This window comes from Crenalkalicoccus roseus (assembly GCF_004761865.1).
Taxonomy (GTDB): Bacteria; Pseudomonadota; Alphaproteobacteria; order Acetobacterales; family Acetobacteraceae; genus Crenalkalicoccus; species Crenalkalicoccus roseus.
Window position 1 is genome coordinate 107,301 of sequence record NZ_SJDM01000006.1, and the last position, 16,727, is coordinate 124,027.

The 16,727-nt window shown below is 73.8% G+C and carries 18 protein-coding genes; 12 read left to right on the top strand and 6 right to left on the bottom strand.

Going from position 1 to position 16,727, the window contains the following annotated elements; translation table 11 throughout:
• Nucleotides 1-311: 311 nt before the first annotated feature.
• From ET526_RS07670 to ET526_RS07685, 4 genes are all read left to right on the top strand, one after another.
• Nucleotides 312-1,121: an OBAP family protein gene (locus tag ET526_RS07670; protein ID WP_240048304.1), complete on the top strand. Its 810-nt coding sequence runs from the start codon at nucleotides 312-314 to the stop codon at nucleotides 1,119-1,121.
• Nucleotides 1,122-1,710: 589 nt separating this feature from the next.
• Entirely contained in the window at nucleotides 1,711-1,983 is a 273-nt protein-coding gene (locus ET526_RS07675; RefSeq protein ID WP_135467102.1) for a hypothetical protein, read from the top strand.
• A 140-nt stretch (nucleotides 1,984-2,123) separates the two neighbouring features.
• Nucleotides 2,124-3,518: an aspartate aminotransferase family protein gene (locus ET526_RS07680; protein WP_135467103.1), complete on the top strand. Its 1,395-nt coding sequence runs from the start codon at nucleotides 2,124-2,126 to the stop codon at nucleotides 3,516-3,518.
• Nucleotides 3,515-4,825 carry an O-antigen ligase family protein gene (locus ET526_RS07685; protein WP_135467104.1) on the top strand — a complete coding sequence of 437 codons (1,311 nt, stop codon included), beginning with the start codon at nucleotides 3,515-3,517 and terminating at the stop codon, nucleotides 4,823-4,825. The genes ET526_RS07680 and ET526_RS07685 overlap by 4 nt, the downstream gene beginning before the upstream one ends.
• 123 nt (nucleotides 4,826-4,948) lie before the next feature.
• On the opposite strand, the gene ET526_RS07690 is transcribed toward ET526_RS07685, so the two are convergent.
• Nucleotides 4,949-5,947 (bottom strand): polyprenyl synthetase family protein, encoded by a 999-nt coding sequence (locus ET526_RS07690; RefSeq protein WP_192898670.1) that lies wholly within the window; start codon nucleotides 5,945-5,947, stop codon nucleotides 4,949-4,951.
• 125 nt (nucleotides 5,948-6,072) lie between these two features.
• Here ET526_RS07690 and ET526_RS21675 point away from each other — a divergent pair, with 125 nt between their 5' ends.
• Both ET526_RS21675 and ET526_RS07695 read left to right on the top strand, forming a co-directional pair.
• A complete protein-coding gene (locus ET526_RS21675; RefSeq protein WP_204623532.1) occupies nucleotides 6,073-6,285 on the top strand; it encodes a putative signal transducing protein in 213 nt (70 codons plus the stop codon).
• Nucleotides 6,282-7,022, top strand: a complete 741-nt coding sequence (locus ET526_RS07695; RefSeq protein WP_204623533.1) for a tRNA1(Val) (adenine(37)-N6)-methyltransferase — start codon at nucleotides 6,282-6,284, stop codon at nucleotides 7,020-7,022. The genes ET526_RS21675 and ET526_RS07695 overlap by 4 nt, the downstream gene beginning before the upstream one ends.
• Nucleotides 7,023-7,180: 158 nt before the next feature.
• Here the strand turns inward: ET526_RS07695 and ET526_RS07700 are convergent, their stop codons facing one another.
• Complete coding sequence (locus ET526_RS07700) at nucleotides 7,181-7,465, bottom strand: hypothetical protein (RefSeq protein ID WP_135467107.1); 285 nt, start codon at nucleotides 7,463-7,465, stop codon at nucleotides 7,181-7,183.
• A gap of 76 nt (nucleotides 7,466-7,541) precedes the next feature.
• Complete coding sequence (locus ET526_RS07705; protein WP_135467108.1) at nucleotides 7,542-8,261, bottom strand: SCO family protein; 720 nt, start codon at nucleotides 8,259-8,261, stop codon at nucleotides 7,542-7,544.
• 209 nt (nucleotides 8,262-8,470) lie between these two features.
• Here ET526_RS07705 and ET526_RS22520 point away from each other — a divergent pair, with 209 nt between their 5' ends.
• Nucleotides 8,471-9,097, top strand: coding sequence for a CsbD family protein (locus ET526_RS22520; protein ID WP_158295522.1), 627 nt, complete (start codon nucleotides 8,471-8,473; stop codon nucleotides 9,095-9,097).
• Between the two features lie 459 nt (nucleotides 9,098-9,556).
• Nucleotides 9,557-10,792, top strand: a complete 1,236-nt coding sequence (locus ET526_RS07715; RefSeq protein WP_135467110.1) for a multidrug effflux MFS transporter — start codon at nucleotides 9,557-9,559, stop codon at nucleotides 10,790-10,792.
• 22 nt (nucleotides 10,793-10,814) lie between these two features.
• Here ET526_RS07715 and ET526_RS07720 read toward each other — a convergent pair whose 3' ends face one another.
• On the bottom strand, nucleotides 10,815-11,381 hold the full coding sequence (locus ET526_RS07720) for a YqgE/AlgH family protein (RefSeq protein WP_275668633.1): 567 nt from the start codon (nucleotides 11,379-11,381) through the stop codon (nucleotides 10,815-10,817).
• Nucleotides 11,382-11,519: 138 nt separating this feature from the next.
• Here ET526_RS07720 and ET526_RS07725 point away from each other — a divergent pair, with 138 nt between their 5' ends.
• Both ET526_RS07725 and ET526_RS07730 read left to right on the top strand, forming a co-directional pair.
• Nucleotides 11,520-12,002 carry a peroxiredoxin gene (locus tag ET526_RS07725; RefSeq protein ID WP_135467112.1) on the top strand — a complete coding sequence of 161 codons (483 nt, stop codon included), beginning with the start codon at nucleotides 11,520-11,522 and terminating at the stop codon, nucleotides 12,000-12,002.
• Nucleotides 11,999-12,277, top strand: coding sequence for a hypothetical protein (locus ET526_RS07730; RefSeq protein ID WP_135467113.1), 279 nt, complete (start codon nucleotides 11,999-12,001; stop codon nucleotides 12,275-12,277). Before ET526_RS07725 ends, ET526_RS07730 begins: the two co-directional genes overlap by 4 nt.
• 152 nt (nucleotides 12,278-12,429) lie before the next feature.
• Here ET526_RS07730 and ET526_RS07735 read toward each other — a convergent pair whose 3' ends face one another.
• Nucleotides 12,430-13,653: an MFS transporter gene (locus tag ET526_RS07735; protein WP_158295523.1), complete on the bottom strand. Its 1,224-nt coding sequence runs from the start codon at nucleotides 13,651-13,653 to the stop codon at nucleotides 12,430-12,432.
• 160 nt (nucleotides 13,654-13,813) lie between these two features.
• Here ET526_RS07735 and ET526_RS07740 point away from each other — a divergent pair, with 160 nt between their 5' ends.
• On the top strand, nucleotides 13,814-15,388 hold the full coding sequence (locus tag ET526_RS07740) for an ABC transporter substrate-binding protein (RefSeq protein WP_135467115.1): 1,575 nt from the start codon (nucleotides 13,814-13,816) through the stop codon (nucleotides 15,386-15,388).
• Between the two features lie 9 nt (nucleotides 15,389-15,397).
• Here the strand turns inward: ET526_RS07740 and ET526_RS07745 are convergent, their stop codons facing one another.
• Nucleotides 15,398-16,198 (bottom strand): helix-turn-helix domain-containing protein, encoded by an 801-nt coding sequence (locus ET526_RS07745; protein ID WP_135467116.1) that lies wholly within the window; start codon nucleotides 16,196-16,198, stop codon nucleotides 15,398-15,400.
• A gap of 126 nt (nucleotides 16,199-16,324) precedes the next feature.
• Between ET526_RS07745 and ET526_RS07750 the strand changes: the two genes are divergently transcribed.
• Nucleotides 16,325-16,690: a nuclear transport factor 2 family protein gene (locus tag ET526_RS07750; RefSeq protein WP_135467117.1), complete on the top strand. Its 366-nt coding sequence runs from the start codon at nucleotides 16,325-16,327 to the stop codon at nucleotides 16,688-16,690.
• Nucleotides 16,691-16,727: the final 37 nt, after the last annotated feature.

Below are 16,727 nucleotides of genomic sequence, written 5' to 3' on the forward strand. Positions count from 1 at the left end.
CCCGGCGCCGGCCCGCGGCATGATCCGCCCGGCGGATCACGCCCCGCCGGGCGAGCGAGTCACCGCGCTGGCGATCCCGCCTCCGCGGAAACGGCTCCGGGCCACACCCGGCCGGGCGCTGCTCGTGGCACGGTGCCTTGCGGATCCCGCCGCGGCCCCGGCGGCCGGGGCGCGCCGTTCCGGCGCAGCGGCGGCGCGGCCGCTTTCCTTCTTGTGAAGAACGCCGGTGAGGCGCTCGCCCGTTCGGAGGCTGGAAGGTGGTGGCTGCGACCTCGAAGGCCGGGTCCCCGCGCCCCGCCATCGGGGGTGTCATGAGGACACGACGGAATTCCTGCCCTGCCCGCGTCGCGCCGGCGATGCTGGGCGCGCTCCTGCTCGGCGCCTGCACCGGCGCCGGCGAGACCGGCCAAACCGTCCGCCCGGCGGGCGAGACCGCCCCGGCGGTGCGGCCCGAGGGGAGCCCGAAGCGGCTGAGCACCCGCGCGCTGGAGGCGGGCGCGCGTGTCCTGCAGCGTACCCCGCCCCCGCAGACGCTCGACATCTACATCGTCGGCTTCCACCCCATGAGGCACGATCCGACGCACCAGATGGAGGCGCATCATTTCTGTCGTCAGGTGAACGAGGACTTCGCGCAGTGCGCCCTCTACGATGGGAACACGCCGGATGCCAACCTGACGGGCATCGAGTTCATCATCTCCGAGCGCCTGTTCCAGCAGCTTCCTCCGGCGGAGCGGCGCTACTGGCATCCCCACAACGGAGAGATCCTGTCGGGCCAGCTCGTCGCCCCGGGACTGACCGACGCGGCCGATGCGGAGCTGATGCGCTCCAAGCTGAACAGCTACGGCAAGACCTGGCACGTCTGGAGCACGGATCGCGGCGACCGCCTGCCCTTCGGCGAGCCGATGCTCGCCTGGTCCTTCAACCGCGACGGCGAGGCCCGGCCCGGCCTGGTCGAGGACCGCGACCGGCGCATGGGCATCAGCACGGAGGACCGGCGGCGGGCGCGCCAGCACTTCCTGAACGCGGCGCGCCCGCAGGAGGGCGTGGACGCCCTCAGAGGCGCCTTCCCCTGGCCGACCACGCCCATCCCCGGCGTTGTCGATAGCGGTGCCGTGCGATGAGACGGCAGTCGCGGCGGTCGGCGCCGAGGGGCGCCGGAAGGTTCCCTCCGAAGCCACGGCACCCCAGGCGCGGACAGGCCGGGAGCCGGATTTTCCTCCGGGCGCCGATCCTTCTCGGCGGCGGCCTGCTCGCCTGCATGGCGGCTCCGGCCCGCGCGGCGGAGCCCGAGCGGCTGAGCTCGTTCCAGCCGCTCACCATCCAGGACGCCTACCCGACGCGCTTCGGCCAGGTGGAGCTCGAGGCCGCCTTCCGCTGGGACCGGACGCAAGGGGGCAACGACCTGTTCGAACCTCGCCCGAGGATCAAGCTCGGCGCCTTTCCCGGCCTGCAGCTCTCGGTCGGGGTCCCGTACCGCCTGGGGAACGCGGCCGGCACGGACCAGGGTGATGTGGAGGTGGGCGCGCTGGGTACCAGCTCTCGGATGCGCGCGGCGCCCTCTTCCCCGCGCTCGCCATCGAGGGCGGGGCGCTGTTCCCGCTCGGCCCGCGCGCAGGCACGGAGACGACCCTGGCGCTGCTCGCGACCAGGCCGCTGACGGCGCGCGGCACCGCGGGGCCGGCGCTGCACCTGAACATCGCCTGGCGACACATGATCGACGGAGCGCCGGACGAACGCGGGAACCGCGCCATCGCCGCGATCGGCTACAGCCATCCGGTCGGCCGTAACACGACGCTGCTCCTGGGCTTCCTCCGCGAGGAGGAGCGCCGGCGCGGCCGGGAGTCGAACCTGATCGAGGTGGGCGCGCGCCACAGGGTCGCCGAGGGCTTCATCCTCAGCGCCGGCGTCGGCTTCGGCATCGGCGACGACTCGCCCGATGCCCGCATCATCCTCGGCATCCAGCGCTCCTTCCGCCTCTTCTGAAGGACCGCGCGCGGGCGGCACCCCCCGGCGTGATCCGCGAAGGTGAACTCACTCCCGCCCCTCGTTGGACGACCGCCGCGGCGATTCCGCCTTCGCGGATCACGCGCTAGACTGCGCGAGAGAGCCGAGGAGAACCCGCCATGTCCCCGCCCCGCAATTCCACCGCCGCGCGCGACATCGCCTATGCGCTGCATCCCTACACGGACCACAAGGCGCATCTGCAGCACGGCCCGCTGGTGATCAGCCGCGGCAAGGGGGTGCGGGTGTTCGACGACCAGGGCAAGGAGTACATCGAGGCGGTGGCCGGCCTCTGGTGCGCCTCTCTCGGCTTCGACAACGAGCGGCTGGTGGAGGCGGCGACGCGGCAGATGCGCCGGCTGCCCTTCTACCACAGCTTCACCGCCAAGTCGCACGAGCCGCTGGTGGACCTGGCCGAGATGCTGGTCGAGCGCGCGCCGGCGCCGATGAGCAAGGTGTTCTTCGCCAACAGCGGCTCCGAGGCCAACGACAGCGTCGTCAAGATGCTGTGGTACATGCACAACGCCATCGGCAAGCCGCGGAAGAAGAAGATCATCGCCCGGCTGAAGGGCTATCACGGCATCACCGTCGCCGCCGCCTCGCTCACCGGCCTGCCGGCGAACCACAAGCTGTTCGACCTGCCGCTGCCGGGCTTCATCCACGTCTCGACGCCGCACCACTACCACGGCGCCCGCCCCGGCGAGTCCGAGGAGGAGTTCGCCACCCGCCTCGCCGAGGAGCTGGAGCAGGTGATCGAGCGCGAGGGGCCGGAGACCATCGCCGCCTTCTACGCCGAGCCCTTCATGGGCGCGGGCGGCGTCATCATTCCGCCCGCCACCTACTTCGAGAAGGTGCAGGCGGTGCTGAAGAGGCACGACATCCTGTTCTGCGCCGACGAGGTGATCGCCGGCTTCTTCCGCACCGGCAGCTACTGGGGCAGCCAGACCTTCGGCATCCAGCCCGACATCGTGGTCTGCGCCAAGGCGCTCTCCGCCTCCTTCCTGCCGATCTCGGCGGTGATGGTGAACGAGCGGGTGTTCCAGGGCATCGCCGAGGGGTCGAGCAGCATCGGCACCTGGGGCCACGGCTTCACCTATTCCGGCCACCCGGTGCCGGCGGCGGTCGCGATCGAGACGCTGAAGATCTACGACGAGATGGACATCCTCTCCCACGTCCGCCGCGTCGGGCCGTACATGCAGGCGCAGCTCCGCGAGCGCTTCGCCGGCCACCCGCTGGTCGGCGAGGTGCGCGGCGTCGGCCTGGTCGCCGGCGTCGAGCTGGTGGAGGACAAGGCGACGCGGAAGAACTTCGACCCTGCGAGGAAGGTCGGGCCGCGGCTGGCGAAGCTCGGCGAGCAGCACGGCGTGATCCTGCGCGCCATGGTGAACGACAGCATCGGCTTCTCCCCGCCCCTGATCATCACCGAGGCCGAGATCGACGCCATGCTCGACCGCTTCGGCGCCGCGCTCGACGCGCTGGCGGTGGAGCTGCGGCGCGAGCGCATCGCCGCGGTTTGACCGCGCCGGTCCCGGCACGGCCGGGCGGCGGCGACCCCGCGCTGCCGCTCGGCGTCGCGCTGGCCCTCGCGCCGGTCGCGGTGGTGCTGCAATCCAAGGCGCTGGCGCCGATCGCCACCGCCGCGCTGCTCGCCGCGGTGCTGCTGCACCGCCGCCGCCACGGCGCCTGGCCCTGGCCGGAGGGCGCCGCCTTCTGGGCCGCGCTCGCGCTCCTCGCCTGGGCCGCCGTGACCGCGGCCTGGGCACCGGAGCCGCCGCGCGCCCTCCTCACCTCGGCCCAGATCGGCGGCTTCATGGCCCTCGGCGCCGCCGCCGCCCGCGCCGTGGCGGCGGCGGAGGCGGCAGCGCGGGCGCGGCTGATGCGCCTCGCCGCGCTCGGGCTCGGGCTCGGGCTTGCGGCGGCGGCGTTCGACGCAGCGACGGGCCATGCGTTGCGCGCCGGCGTGCGCGGGCTGAGCGAGGTGCCGCCCACCCTCGCCTACGGACTCAAGCCGGCGGCCTCGGCCATGGCGCTGTGGCTGCCCCTGGTCGCGGCGGCGCCGCTGCCGCGCTGGCTGCGCGGCGCGATCCTCGCCGCGGGGGCGCTGGTGCTGCTGGCGCTGCCGGGGGAGTCCCCGAAGCTCGCCGTGCTGGCGGCCGGCGTCGCGGCGAGCCTCGCCTGGCTGGCGCCGCGCCATGGCGTGCGCGCGCTCGGCCTCGCCGCCGCGGCGGCGGTCCTGCTGATGCCGCTGCTCCTCGGCCCGGTGCTGGCGCGAGGGGTGCCGGCCGGCGACCTGCCGGCCTCGGCGGCGCACCGCCTGATGATCTGGGACTTCACCGCCGCGCGCATCGCCGAGCGGCCGCTGGCCGGCTGGGGGATGGAGGCGAGCCGTGCCATTCCCGGCCACGACCTGCCCGCCGGCGAGGCGCGGCTGGCCCGCTTCGGCCTGACCCATCCCGGGGTGGAGCCCTGGCTGGCGCAGGCGCAGATGCTGCCGCTGCATCCCCACAACGGCGCGCTGCAATTGTGGCTGGAGCTCGGCCTGCCGGGGGCGGCGCTGGGGGCGCTGCTGGTGGCGCTGCTCGGCCTCGCCGCCGCGCGCGCGCCCCGGCCCGGCGTGGCGGCGGCGATGCTGGCGAGCGGCCTCGTCACCGCCCTGCTCAGCTTCGGCGCCTGGCAGGAATGGTGGGTGGGCGCGCAGCTCCTGGCGGTGGCGGCGGCGGCCGGGCTGCCGGCGAGCGGGCCGGAGCGGATCGCCGAGGGCCCGCACCGGCGGGAGGCGCGGACCCCGCTCCAGAGCGGATCCCGTTCGGGTGGATTCGCCTGAACGGGTGAAGCGGCTCGCGCACTCAACGAGCCGGAGCCTTTGTCGTGAGCCTGGGCGAACGGACCATGCTGCAAGGCGCCGAAGCCGCCGCGGGCTGGGCCGGGCGGAAACGGCCCCGGCGCCTCAGCGCGCCCGGTCCACGCAGAAGGCGACGATGCCGGCGAGCGCGCGCCTCTCCGCGCCGTCGGGGAAGGCGGCGAGGGCGGAGAGGGCCGCCTCGCCATAGGCGCGGGCGCGCGCAAGCGTGTCCTCGAGCGCCCGGTGGCGGCGCATCAGCGCCTGGGCCTGCGCCAGATCCGCCGCCCCCTGCTCGCGCGCCTCCAGGGTGCGGCGCCAGAATTCGCGTTCCTCCGCGTCGCCGCGGGCGAAGGCGAGCAGCACGGGCAGCGTGATCTTGCCCTCCCGGAAGTCGTCGCCCACCGTCTTGCCCAGCCGCTCCTGCTCGGCGGCGTAGTCGAGCGCGTCGTCCACGAGCTGGAAGGCGATGCCGAGGTTGCGTCCATAGGCGTCGAGCGCCGCCTCCTCCGTCTCCGGCCGCTCCGCCACCACGGCGCCGACGCGCGTCGCCGCGGCGAAGAGCGCGGCGGTCTTGCCTTCGATCACCCGCAGGTACTGCGCCTCGGTGGTCGCGGTGTCGTTCTGGGTGACGAGCTGCAGCACCTCGCCCTCCGCGATGGTGGCGGCGGCCGCGGAGAGGATGGCGAGCACCTTCAGCGAGCCGTCCTCCACCATGAGCTGGAAGGCGCGGGCGAACAGGAAATCGCCCACCAGCACGCTCGCCTTGTTGCCGAACAGCGCGTTGGCGCTGGCCTGGCCGCGGCGCAGCGCGCTCTCGTCCACCACGTCGTCGTGCAGGAGGGTGGCGGTGTGGATGAACTCGACGCAGGCGGCGAGCGCGACATGGCGCCGCCCGCCGGCGGGGTAGCCGCAGAGCCGCGCGGCGGCGAGGGTGAGCAGCGGGCGCAGCCGCTTGCCGCCCGCCGCGACGATGTGCGCCGCAAGCTGCGGGATCAGCGCCACCGGGCTCTGCATCCGCTCGACGATCAGGCGGTTGCAGGCCTCGAGGTCGGGGCGCACGAGCGCGTTCAGCGCATCGAGCGCGTCCTCGCCGGCGGCGGGCATGGTCGGCGGCGTTCCGGCCCCTGCGCGCAGATGCGCATCCACTTCGCTTGACCCTGGCATGAAGGCCGGCACCATAACGACGCGGCCACAGGGCGGCAAGCGCAGGGAAACCAAGGATTTCACTCATGCAGGTGGTGGCGGCGAGCACCAGCCCGGTGCGCATCAGCTTCCTTGCGGCCCTGCTGCGGGACGCGGGCATCGCCTGCGTGGTGCTCGACGCGCATATCAGCGCCGTCGAGGGCGGTATCGGCATCTTCCCGCGGCGCCTCGCGGTTGCCACCGAGGATGCCGCGCGCGCGCGCCGCGTGCTGCTCGACGCCGGCGAGGATCCGGTTTGACCGCCCCCCTCAGCCTCACCGAGGACCGGCTGCTCGGCGGGCGGGTGGCGCTTTGCCAGCCGCGCGAGGGGCTGCGTGCCGGCCTGGACCCGGTGCTGCTCGCCGCCGCCGTGCCGGCGCGACCGGGCGAGCGGGTGCTGGAGGCGGGCTGCGGCAGCGGCGCCGCCTTCCTCTGCCTGGCGGCGCGGGTGCCGGGCCTGTCCGTCCTGGCCGTGGAGCAGGATCCGGAGCTGGCCGCGCTGGCAGCGCGGAACGCCGCCGCCAACGGTCTCGGGGGGCGGGTAGAGGTGATCGCGGGCGATGTCCGCGACCGCGCGCTGGCCCACCGGCTGCCGCGCTGCGCGCATGCCTTCGCCAACCCGCCCTGGTGGCCCGGCGGCACCGCGCCGCCTGGCGCGCGCCGCCGCGCCGCCACGCATGAGGCGGCGGCCGCGCTGGCCGACTGGGCGGGCTTCCTCGCCGCCGCCCTGGCGCCGGGCGGCAGCCTGACGCTGGTGCTGCCGGCGGCGCGTTTCGACCAGGGGCTTGCCGCGCTCGCGGCGGCAGGCTGCGGCGCGGCGCGGCTGCTGCCGCTGTGGCCGCGGGCTGGCCAAGCGGCAAAGCGGGTGATCGTGCAGGGCCGGCTCGGACGGCGCGGCCCGGCGCGGGTGGAGCCGGGGCTGGTGCTGCACGGCCCCGGCCAGGGCTTCACGCCGGAGGCGGAGGCGGTGCTGCGCGGCGCCGCGGGCCTCGGCTGAGGCGCGCCGCCCCTCGGGCGAGGGACCGTCTCCCCTCCCCCGCGCGCCGCGGCAGCCCGCCCTTCCGGCCACGCGCGCGGAGATGGCGCCAGCCCGTCCTTCGCGGGGACGGGGTCATGCTCCCGGCCGTTTCCAGCCTTCCGCGCTCCGCTCTGGTGTCAGGTGTCCTGCGCATCGGGGTGGCGCAGGTGCCAGAGCCGCTCATGCGCCGCCACCAGGCTTTCCATGTTCCGCCGCCGGTTGGTGTCGGGCGAGACCGGGCGGCGGGTCAGCATCATCTCGAGGATGCGCAGGAGCTGTTCCGCCACCTCGTAGTCGCCCTGATCGCAGGCATGATGGAAGGCGATGAGGATCTTGTCGGACAGGCGTCGGCTGTGCCGCGGCGGCGCCATGCCGCGGGACGCGTCGCGCCGGCTCTCCTGGTCGCCCAACTCGTCAGCCATCCGACATCCCCCGGCCTGACCCCCGGCCGCGATGGAATGGGGCCGCGGCCGCGACCGACTCGCAGTGTAACAGCCTTTATCCAGCCGCGAAATGCTCCTTGGCCGCACGCGCGCCGCGTGTCGCGCCGCGAAGCTGGGCGGCGACCGCCGCGGCAATGTCCTCCGGCTTGGCTTCCGGCCGGAACAGGGTGCGCACCCGTCCGTCGGGACCGACAAGGTAGATGAAGCTCGAATGGTCCATGAGGTAGTCCCCCATGTCCGGACGGTGGGCGCGGGCGTAATAGACCCGGTAACGCCGCGCCACCTCGGCGATCTGCTCCGGCGTGCCTGTCAGCCCGCGCAGGCGCGGATGGAACAGGGCGACGTAGTTGGCGAGGTGCTCGGGCGTGTCACGCTCCGGATCCACGGTGATGAAGACGGGCTCCACCTGCTCGCCCGCCGGCCCCATGGCGTCCACCGCCGCGGTCATGGTGGCGAGCTCGGTTGGGCAGACGTCGGGGCAGAAGGAGTAGCCGAAGAACACCAGCATCCAGCGCCCGGCGAAGTCGCGCTCGGTGACAGCGCGGCCGGTCTGGTCCACCAGGTTGAAGGGGCCGCCCAGGGAGACGCCCTGGGCGAGCTGGATGCCGCCGCCCGCGGAGGGCACCGGCATCTCGCCCCCGAACAGCAGCGCGAGGCGGGCCGCGAAGGCCTCCGCCAGCCCCTCCCCCGGCGCCCGCGTCGCCCAGGCATAGGCCCAGATCCCGCCAAGGAGCAGCGCCAGCAGCAGGGCGAAGAGACGAATCGTTCGCAACATCGTGCGCTAGATAGGCGCGGCCGCTGGAACCCGCCAGGGTGACGCGGGCCGGATTCTCCCGCCCGGAGCGGATCGCGGAAGGCTGCAGCAGCCGGGGGCGCGACTCCGCTCCACCCTGGCAGGCGGGGTTGCCCGGACGAGGCGGAGCCGGCATCAACCCGCTCCCTTGCGGAGCGTTGGTCGGGCGGCATGGCCGGTGGCGGATGCGGGTGCTGCTGATCGAGGATGATGCGCTGCTGCGCACGGCACTGGCCGAGAGCCTGATCGAATCGGGCATCGAGCCGGATGCGCTGTCCAATGCCGAGGACGCGCTGATCCTGCTCGGCGCCGGTCAGGTGCCTGACGTGCTGGTCACCGACATCGATCTCGGCAGCGGGCTGAGCGGCTTCGACCTGATGGACATCGCCCGCAACCGCCATCCCGACGTGGCGGTGATCCTGATCAGCGGCGCTCCTCCGGCGCCCGACATGACCGGTCCCGGCCGCCATGCCCGCTTTCTGCGCAAGCCCTTCCGGCCGGAGGAGCTGGTTGCCGCCATCCTTGAGGCCGGCCGCCGCAAAGGGGACGAGGCGCCGGCAACTGTGGGGGAGGCCCCGGCGTTCCCTCAGCGCGCCGCAATGCCGCGGCCCGAAGCAAGGAGCAGCCACGTGGACAAGGACCGGATCGAAGGCGCCGGCAAGCAGGTCAAGGGCGCGGTGAAGGAAGGGCTCGGCAGCCTGACCGGCGACGAGAAGATGAAGGCCGAAGGTAAGGCCGACAAGGCCGAGGGCAAGGTCCAGAACACCGTCGGCGGCATCAAGGACTCCGCGCGCGAGGCGCTGGACAAGGACCGCTAAGGCGGATCGCGGACGGCTGGAAGCAGCCGGGAGAGCGATTCTGCTTCGCAGGCAAGAGGCTGGAGCCGTTTCCGCGGGCACGGGCGGGTGAAAACGGCTCCAGCGCCCGTTCCGCGGAGGCGGATGCGCGATCTTTATTGGCGAATCCCGCTGTGGGACGGGCTCGTTCAGGCGGCATCACCTGATCGAATCCCAGATGAGTGCCTTCCGGCGAGCCCAAGCGCTTGGCGTAAGCCGGGGCAGGCGGCCGCTGCCCTGAGGGAGCGGGCTTCCGGGATGCCGGACGCGGCATCGGCAACGCCGATGCGCAGTGGCGGTGCGGCGGATACTCGCTGCCGGGGAGGTGGCTGCTTGCGGGCCGGCGCGGTTGCGCCCCTCGCCGGGCAGTCCCGCGACCAGCACATGCGCGGCGGCTTCGGCGCGGTGGCACGGCGCTGCAGCCCGCCCTAGAAGCGGCGCGTGAGCCCGCGAGACATTCCGGCCGAACATCAGGCCTTGGCCTCCCCCACTCCTTCGCCGGCGCGGCCCCGCCCCTCCATCCTCCTGCTGGTGGCGATGACGGGGCTCGGCCCCTTCACCATGCAGATCATCATCCCAAGCCTGCCGGCGATGGCGATCGCGCTCGCCGTGCCCTACGCGACCGTGCAGCTTACCCTGACCCTCTACCTGGCGGGGGTGGCGGCGGGGCAGCTCGTCTACGGGCCGCTCTCGGACCGGTTCGGGCGCCGGCCGCTGCTGCTGGGAGGACTGCTCCTCTACCTGCTCGGCACGCTGGCAGCGGTGCTGGCCCCCTCGGCGGGGTTCCTGATCGCGGCGCGCGTGGCCCAGGCGGTGGGAAGCTGCGCGGGCCTCGTGCTCGGCCGCGCCATGGTGCGCGACTCCTATCCGCGCGAGCAGGCCGCGAGCGTGCTCGGCATCGTCAGCACCGCCATGGCGGTGGCGCCGATGATCGCGCCCCTTCTCGGCAGCACGCTGGAGGAGAGCTTCGGCTGGCGTGCCAGCATGCTCGCCTGCCTCGCCTTCGGCCTGCCGCTCCTCCTCGCTTTGTGGCTGCGCCTGCCGGAGACGCTGGTGCGGCCGGCGCCGCTGCCCGGCCTCGCCGGACTGCTCGGCGCCCATGCGCAGCTCGCGCGGCTGCCCTCCTTCCGCGCCTTCGCCGCCGCCACCGCCTTCTCCACCTGCGTCTTCTTCGCCTTTGCCGCCGGCGGTCCCCTGGTGGTGATCGGCACCATGGGCCACTCCGCCACCACCTACGGCGCGGCGATGATGCTCATCTCCCTCTCCTGGATGAGCGGCACCTTCATGACGGCGCGGTTCGCGGCCCGCCTCGGCGTGATGCGCATGATCGAACTCGGCACCCTCGTCACGCTGGGGGGTGGGGTGCTGGCGGTGCTGGCGGCGCTGCTGCTGCCCCCGAGCCTCTGGGCCTTCTTCCTGCCGATGGCGGTGGTCGCGGTGGGCAACGGGATGACGCAGCCGAACGCCATCGCCGCGGCAGTCAGCGTCCGCCCGCAGCTTGCCGGCACCGCCTCCGGCATGGTCGGCGCACTGCAGATGGGGGCGGGCGCGCTGATGACCGTGGCGGCGGGGCTGACCGAGACCGGCAGCGGGCTCGCCACCGCCTCCTGGATGCTGGTGGGCGGCCTCGGCGCGCTGGCAGCCCTGGTGGCGGCGCGCCGCGCCGGAGGGGCGTGAGGCGGCGCCGCGCGGTCCGGGATCAGGCGTGGCCGGCCGTGCCGGAGAGCAGCGTCGGGTCCACCTTCAGCTTGGCCATGGCTTGGTGCCACTTGCGCTCGTCCGCCTCGTCGAACAGCAGGCTCTCGTCGGGCGGGACGGAGAGCCAGGCGTTGCGCTGGATCTCCTCCTCGAGCTGGCCGGGTCCCCAGCCGGCGTAGCCGAGCGCCAGGATGCCGCGCCGCGGCCCGCCGCCGCCGGCGATCGCCTTCAGGATGTCGAGGCTCGCCGTCAGCACGAGGTCGCCCGCGACCCGCAGCGACCCCTCCCCCGACCAGTCGGCGGTGTGCAGCACGAAGCCGCGCCCGCCCTCCACCGGCCCGCCCTGCAGCAGGCGGATGCGCCGCTGCGGCGGCACCGGCTCGAGGCCGAGCTGGCGCAGCAGGTCGTCGAAGCTCAGGGACTCGATCGCCTTGTTGACCACGATGCCCATGGCGCCCTCCGACGAATGGGCGCAGAGGCAGATCACGGAGCGGGCGAAGCGCGGATCCTGCATGCCCGGCATGGCGACCAGCACCTGCCCGCCGAGATAGCCTTCCTGCGTTGCCACACCCCTGTCGCGCGCGAGCCTGACCATGGCGGAAAGATGGCGGCGGGGGACAGGGCGCGCAAGCGGAGGGCCGAGCACGCGGCGGTGACAGCCGGTGCGGCGGCGGCTACATGTGGAGGGTCGGTCAGGAGGCACCCCATGACGATCAAGGTCGGCGACCCCATTCCCTCGGCGAAGCTGATGCAGGCCACCCCGGACGGCCCGAAGGAGGTCTCGACGGAGGAGCTTTTCCGGGGGAAGACGGTGGTCCTGTTCGGCGTGCCGGGGGCCTTCACCCCGACCTGCTCGGCCAAGCACCTGCCCGGCTTCGTGCAGCATCACGAGGCGCTGAAGGCGAGGGGCGCGGATCTCGTTGCCTGCATGGCGGTGAACGACGCTTTCGTCCTCGCCGCCTGGGCCAAGGATCAGGGCGCCGGCGACACGGTGACGATGCTGGCCGACGGCAGCGCCGAGTTCACCCGCAAGCTCGGCCTGGAGCTCGACCTGACCGCCCGCGGCCTCGGCATCCGCTGCCAGCGCTTCGCCCTGGTGGCGAAGGACGGCAAGGTGGCGCACATCGCCGTCGAGGCGCCCGGCGCCTTCGAGGTGAGCAAGGCCGAGGCGGTCCTGGAGGCCCTGTGACCCCCTTCTCCGCGGCGAGCTTCGCCTGGCAGGCCGGCACGGTGTTCGCCCTGCGCAGCCTCCAGCTCATGATGAACCCGGCGACGGCGCAGCTCCGGCTCGCGGAATACGCGGTGGAGAAGCAGCGCGCCTTCGCGGCCGGAGCGGTGAAGGCGACGCAGGCGGCGCTCGCGGGCGCCGATCCGGCAGCGGTCATGGCCGCCGCCCTCAAGCCCGCGCATCTGCGGGTGCGCGCCAATGTCCGGGGCCTCGCCAGGCCGCGCAAGCGGCGCTAGAGCGTTCGCCGTTCGCCCTGGCTCACGGCAAGGGCCCAGCCCATTGAGCGTGCGGGCCTCTTCACCCGTTCAGGCGAGGCCGCCTGAACGGGATTCGCTCCAGCGCGGATCGCGGCCAGCCGGAAGCGTGGACCCGAAGGGCCGGGGCGGCGTCAGGCAGCCCCCGCCCGCCGCCCCTGCCGGCGCAGCAGCAGCCCGACCAGCGCCAGCTGCACCAGGTTGACGAGGATCCCCGCCTCCCACGCCACGGCGTAATTGCCGAACCGGTCGTGGAGCGCCCCCGCGAGCCAAGCGCCGAAGGCCATGCCGGAGAGGCTGAGGAAGAGCAGCATCGGCATCCGCCAGGCCGCCTCCCGCGCCGGGAACAGCTCCCGCACCGCCAGCATGTAGGCCGGCACGATGCCGCTGAAGCCGAGGCCGTAGGCGGCGGCGACGAAGAACAGCCCGGCCTCGTCCTGGGTCATCAGGAAGCCGGCCATGCCGACCACCTGCGCCATGCTGCCGAGCAGCACGGTGGGGAGGCCGCCGATCCGGTCCGAGACCCAGCCCCAGAACTGCCGCGCCAGGAAGGCCGAGACCAGCAGCACCGACAGCATCATCGCCCCGCGCGAGGCGGCGATGCCGAGATCGGTGCAGAAGGCGACGAGATGCGCCGCCGGCATCGCCATCGGCACGCAGCAGAGGAAGGAGGCGATGGCGAGCAGCGCCAGGGCGAGGTTCGGGTGCATGCCGAGCACCGGCGCCCCCGCCCGCGGCCCCGCCCACGGGCTGCCCGGCGGCGGCAGGGCGGGGGCGGGCCGCAGCACCAGCAGCGCCAGCGGCACCGCGACCGCCAGCACGAACGCCGCATAGACCTGCATGGTCCGCTGCCAGCCGATGCCGGCGACGGCGCGCTCGAGCAGCGCGGGCCACAGCGCGCCGGCGATGTACTGGCCGGAGGAGACGAGGGCGAGGGCGGTGCCGCGCCTGCGGTCGAACCACTGCGACACGTAGGCCATCATCGGCGGGAACAGCGCCCCGTTGCCGAGGAAGCCGACCAGTAGCCCGTAGCCGACCAGGAGCTGCCACGCCGCCCCGCCCGAGGCGAGGACGAGGCCGGCAGAGACCATGGCCGCGCCGGCGACCGCGACCGAGCGTGTGCCGATCCGCCCCGAGAGCCAGCCCATCAGGATCCCGCCCGCCCCCGCGCCGAGATAGACGAGCGAGGAGGCGAGCGCCGGCACCGCCCGCGCCTCGCCGAGATCGGCCGCGATCGGCTTCAGCGCCACCACCACGATCAGCGGCGCCCCGAAGGCGACGGAGAGGATGGCGACGGCGGTGACGGCAACCACCCAGGAGGCGCGCGATTCGATGCTGGCGCTGCGGTCCGGCCCCATGGCTCCCGGCGGTCCTCCCTCGTGGCGCCGCCAGGGTGCGGCAGGCGGGGCGGCGGCGCCAGGACCGCGCCGTTTCCGGCGCATTCCGCCTGGCGAAGCGTTCACACCCCGCCCGGAAATGCTCTAGCCTGCCGCCCCCCACGGGAGACGAACCACCCTCATGCGACGCCTCGCCCTCGCCGCCGCGCTGCTCTGCGGTACCGCCCTTTCCGTCCAGGCCCAGGTTCTGCGCTGGGCGAACGACGGCGACGTGAACTCCATGGATCCCTATACCCGGCAGGAGACCTTCCTGCTGGCCTTCAACTCCCACATCTACGAGCCCCTGGTCCGCCGCGATCGCAACATGAACCCGGAGCCGGCGCTGGCCGAGCGGTGGGAGCAGCCCTCCCCCACCGTCTGGCGCTTCCACCTGCGCCGCGGCGTGAAATTCACCGACGGCACGCCCTTCACCGCCGACGACGTGGTGTTCAGCGCCGAGCGGGTGCGCGCCCCCGGCTCCAACATGCAGTCCGTCCTCGCCACGGTGAAGGAGGTGCGCAAGATCGACGACCACACGGTCGAGTTCGAGACCACGCGCCCCGATCCGATCTTCATCCTCGGCATCACCAACTGGGGCATCATGTCCCGCGCCTGGGCGGAGCAGCACAACGCCACCCGCCCCGCCGACCTGACGACGCGGGAGGAGAATTTCGCCACCCGCAACGCCATGGGCACCGGTCCCTTCCGGCTGGTGCTGCGCGAGCCCGACCGGCGCACCGTGCTGGAGCGCAACCCGGACTGGTGGGACACGCCCAACCACAACATCGAGCGGGCGGAGCTGAACATCATCGCCAACGACGCCACGCGCGTCGCCGCCCTGCTCTCGGGCGAGATCGACTTCGTCTACACCGTGCCGCCACAGGACGTGGAGCGCATCCGCCGCTCGCCCGGCACCACCATCATCCAGGGGCCGGAGCTGCGCACCATCTACCTCGGCTTCGACCAGATGCGGCCGGAACTCCTGAAGTCCGACGTCAGGGGGCGCAACCCCTTCCAGGACGTGCGGGTGCGCCGCGCCATCTACCAGGCGATCGACGTGCAGGCGATCCACCGCACCGTGATGCGCGGCCAGTCCCGCCCGACCGGCCTGCTCTGGGGCCCGGGCGTGAACGGCTTCCGCGAGGAGGACGACAGGCGCCTGCCGCTCGACCCCGAGGCCTCGCGCCGCCTGCTGGCCGAGGCCGGCTTCCCCAACGGCTTCGGCGTCACCATGGACTGTCCGAACGACCGCTACGTGAACGACGAGGCGATCTGCACCGCCATCGTCGCCATGCTGGCGCGGATCGGCGTGCGGGTGAACCTGGTGGCGCAGACCCGCGCCCGCTACTTCGCCGAGATCAACGCGCCGCGCTACAATACCAGCTTCTACCTGCTCGGCTGGACCCCGGCGACGCAGGACGCGCACAACGTGCTGTTCAACCTGCTCGGCACGCGGGACGGCACGCGCGGCGTGTTCAACAACGGCGGCTACTCCAACCCGGAGCTGGACGCGCTGACGGACCGCATCGCGGTGGAGAGCGACCCGGCGGAGCGCCAGGCGATGATCAGCAGGGCGGCGGAGATCATCCGCGAGGATGTCGCCTACGTCCCGCTGCACCAGCAGCAGATCGTCTGGGCCGCGCGCAGCAACGTGGAGATCGTGCAGACGGCGGACAACTACATCCAGCTCCGCCACGCCCGCATCCGCCCGCGCTGAGGCGGCGCGTCACGCCGCCTGGCCTTCCCCGGCCAGGCGGTGCAGCGCCGCGGCGGTGGCGGCGTCCGCCGGCAGGAAGGTCTCCAGCATGAGTTCGGCCAGCGTCACGTCGAGCGGCGTGCCGAAGACGGTGGTGGCGCTGAGCAGGGCCAGCGTGCCCTCCGCGGTGGCGAGGCGCAGCGGCACGGCCGGCGGCAGCTCCGGCGGCGCCGCCGCCGGGGCGGGCGGCGCGGGATAGCGCCGCAGCTCCTCCAGCAGGGCGATCAGCGCCGCATCCGCCGTCGCCTCCACCTGCCGGCGCAGCCGCTCCAGCAGGTGGGCGCGCCATTCGCCCAGGTTGCGGATGCGCGGCGCCAGGCCGCCGGGATGCAGGCTGAGGCGCAGCGCGTTGACCGGCGGGCGCAGCAGCTCCGGCGCGCAGCCGGCCAGCAGCGGCGGCACGGCGCGGTTGGTGGCGACCACGCTCCAGTGCCGGTCCAGCGCCAGGGCCGGCCAGGGCTCGTGCGCGGCGAGCAGCCGCAGCACCGCCTCCTGCGCCCCGCGCAGCGCCGCGTCGCCGAGCGCCCGCTGCGCGAAGGCCGGCGCGAAGCCGGCGGCGACCAGCAGCAGGTTGCGCTCGCGCAGCGGCACCTCCAGCCGCTCCGCCAGGCGCAGCAGCATGCCGCGGCTCGGCCTTGCGCGGCCGGATTCGAGGCAGCTCAGGTGGCGCTGCGAGATGCCGGCCTCGCAGGCGAGGTCGAGCTGGCTGAGGCGGCGGCGCTGGCGCCATTCGCGCAGGAGCTCGCCGACGGGACGGGCGGGGCTGGACATGGCGCCAGCATAGCCCGGGCCGGCGCGGCGGCGATGACCTCCGAGGTCATCGCCCGTAGCCCGTGCCGCGGCGGATGCTGCGCCCCGCCCGGCGATCCCGCCGGGGACCGCAGAAGGGAGCAGACCATGACCGACCACGACGCGCTGGTGGATTGCTACATCGCCGCCTGGAACGAGCCCGACCCGGCCCGGCGCCGCGACCTGATCGCGCGGACCTGGACCGAGGAGGCGAGCTATCTCGACCCGAAGCTCTCGGCCCAGGGCCATGCGGCGCTGGATGCCATGCTGCAGGGCGTGCAGGGCATGTTCCCCGGCCACCGCTTCCGCCGCCTCAGCGCGGCGGAGGCGCACCACGACCGGCTGCGCTTCCGCTGGGCGCTGGAGGCGGCGGACGGCGCGCGGGTGGTGGAGGGCACGGATGTCGCCGTGCTCTCCCCCGACGGCCGCATGGCGTCGGTGACCGGCTTCTTCGACGCCCTGCCCGCGGGGTGAGGCGCCCCCCCCGGGGCGGCGCGCCGCCCCGGGGAGG

What these genes read in the sequence shown, in the direction of transcription:
- ET526_RS07735 (WP_158295523.1), bottom strand. Translation starts at nt 13,653, where the DNA reads ATGGGGCCGGACCGCAGCGCCAGCATCGAATCGCGCGCCTCCTGGGTG.
- ET526_RS07680 (WP_135467103.1), top strand. Translation starts at nt 2,124, where the DNA reads ATGTCCCCGCCCCGCAATTCCACCGCCGCGCGCGACATCGCCTATGCG.
- ET526_RS07690 (WP_192898670.1), bottom strand. Translation starts at nt 5,947, where the DNA reads ATGCCCGCCGCCGGCGAGGACGCGCTCGATGCGCTGAACGCGCTCGTG.
- ET526_RS21675 (WP_204623532.1), top strand. Translation starts at nt 6,073, where the DNA reads ATGCAGGTGGTGGCGGCGAGCACCAGCCCGGTGCGCATCAGCTTCCTT.
- ET526_RS07700 (WP_135467107.1), bottom strand. Translation starts at nt 7,465, where the DNA reads ATGGCTGACGAGTTGGGCGACCAGGAGAGCCGGCGCGACGCGTCCCGC.
- ET526_RS07745 (WP_135467116.1), bottom strand. Translation starts at nt 16,198, where the DNA reads ATGTCCAGCCCCGCCCGTCCCGTCGGCGAGCTCCTGCGCGAATGGCGC.
- ET526_RS07725 (WP_135467112.1), top strand. Translation starts at nt 11,520, where the DNA reads ATGACGATCAAGGTCGGCGACCCCATTCCCTCGGCGAAGCTGATGCAG.
- ET526_RS07750 (WP_135467117.1), top strand. Translation starts at nt 16,325, where the DNA reads ATGACCGACCACGACGCGCTGGTGGATTGCTACATCGCCGCCTGGAAC.
- ET526_RS07740 (WP_135467115.1), top strand. Translation starts at nt 13,814, where the DNA reads ATGCGACGCCTCGCCCTCGCCGCCGCGCTGCTCTGCGGTACCGCCCTT.
- ET526_RS07670 (WP_240048304.1), top strand. Translation starts at nt 312, where the DNA reads ATGAGGACACGACGGAATTCCTGCCCTGCCCGCGTCGCGCCGGCGATG.
- ET526_RS07705 (WP_135467108.1), bottom strand. Translation starts at nt 8,261, where the DNA reads ATGTTGCGAACGATTCGTCTCTTCGCCCTGCTGCTGGCGCTGCTCCTT.
- ET526_RS07675 (WP_135467102.1), top strand. Translation starts at nt 1,711, where the DNA reads ATGATCGACGGAGCGCCGGACGAACGCGGGAACCGCGCCATCGCCGCG.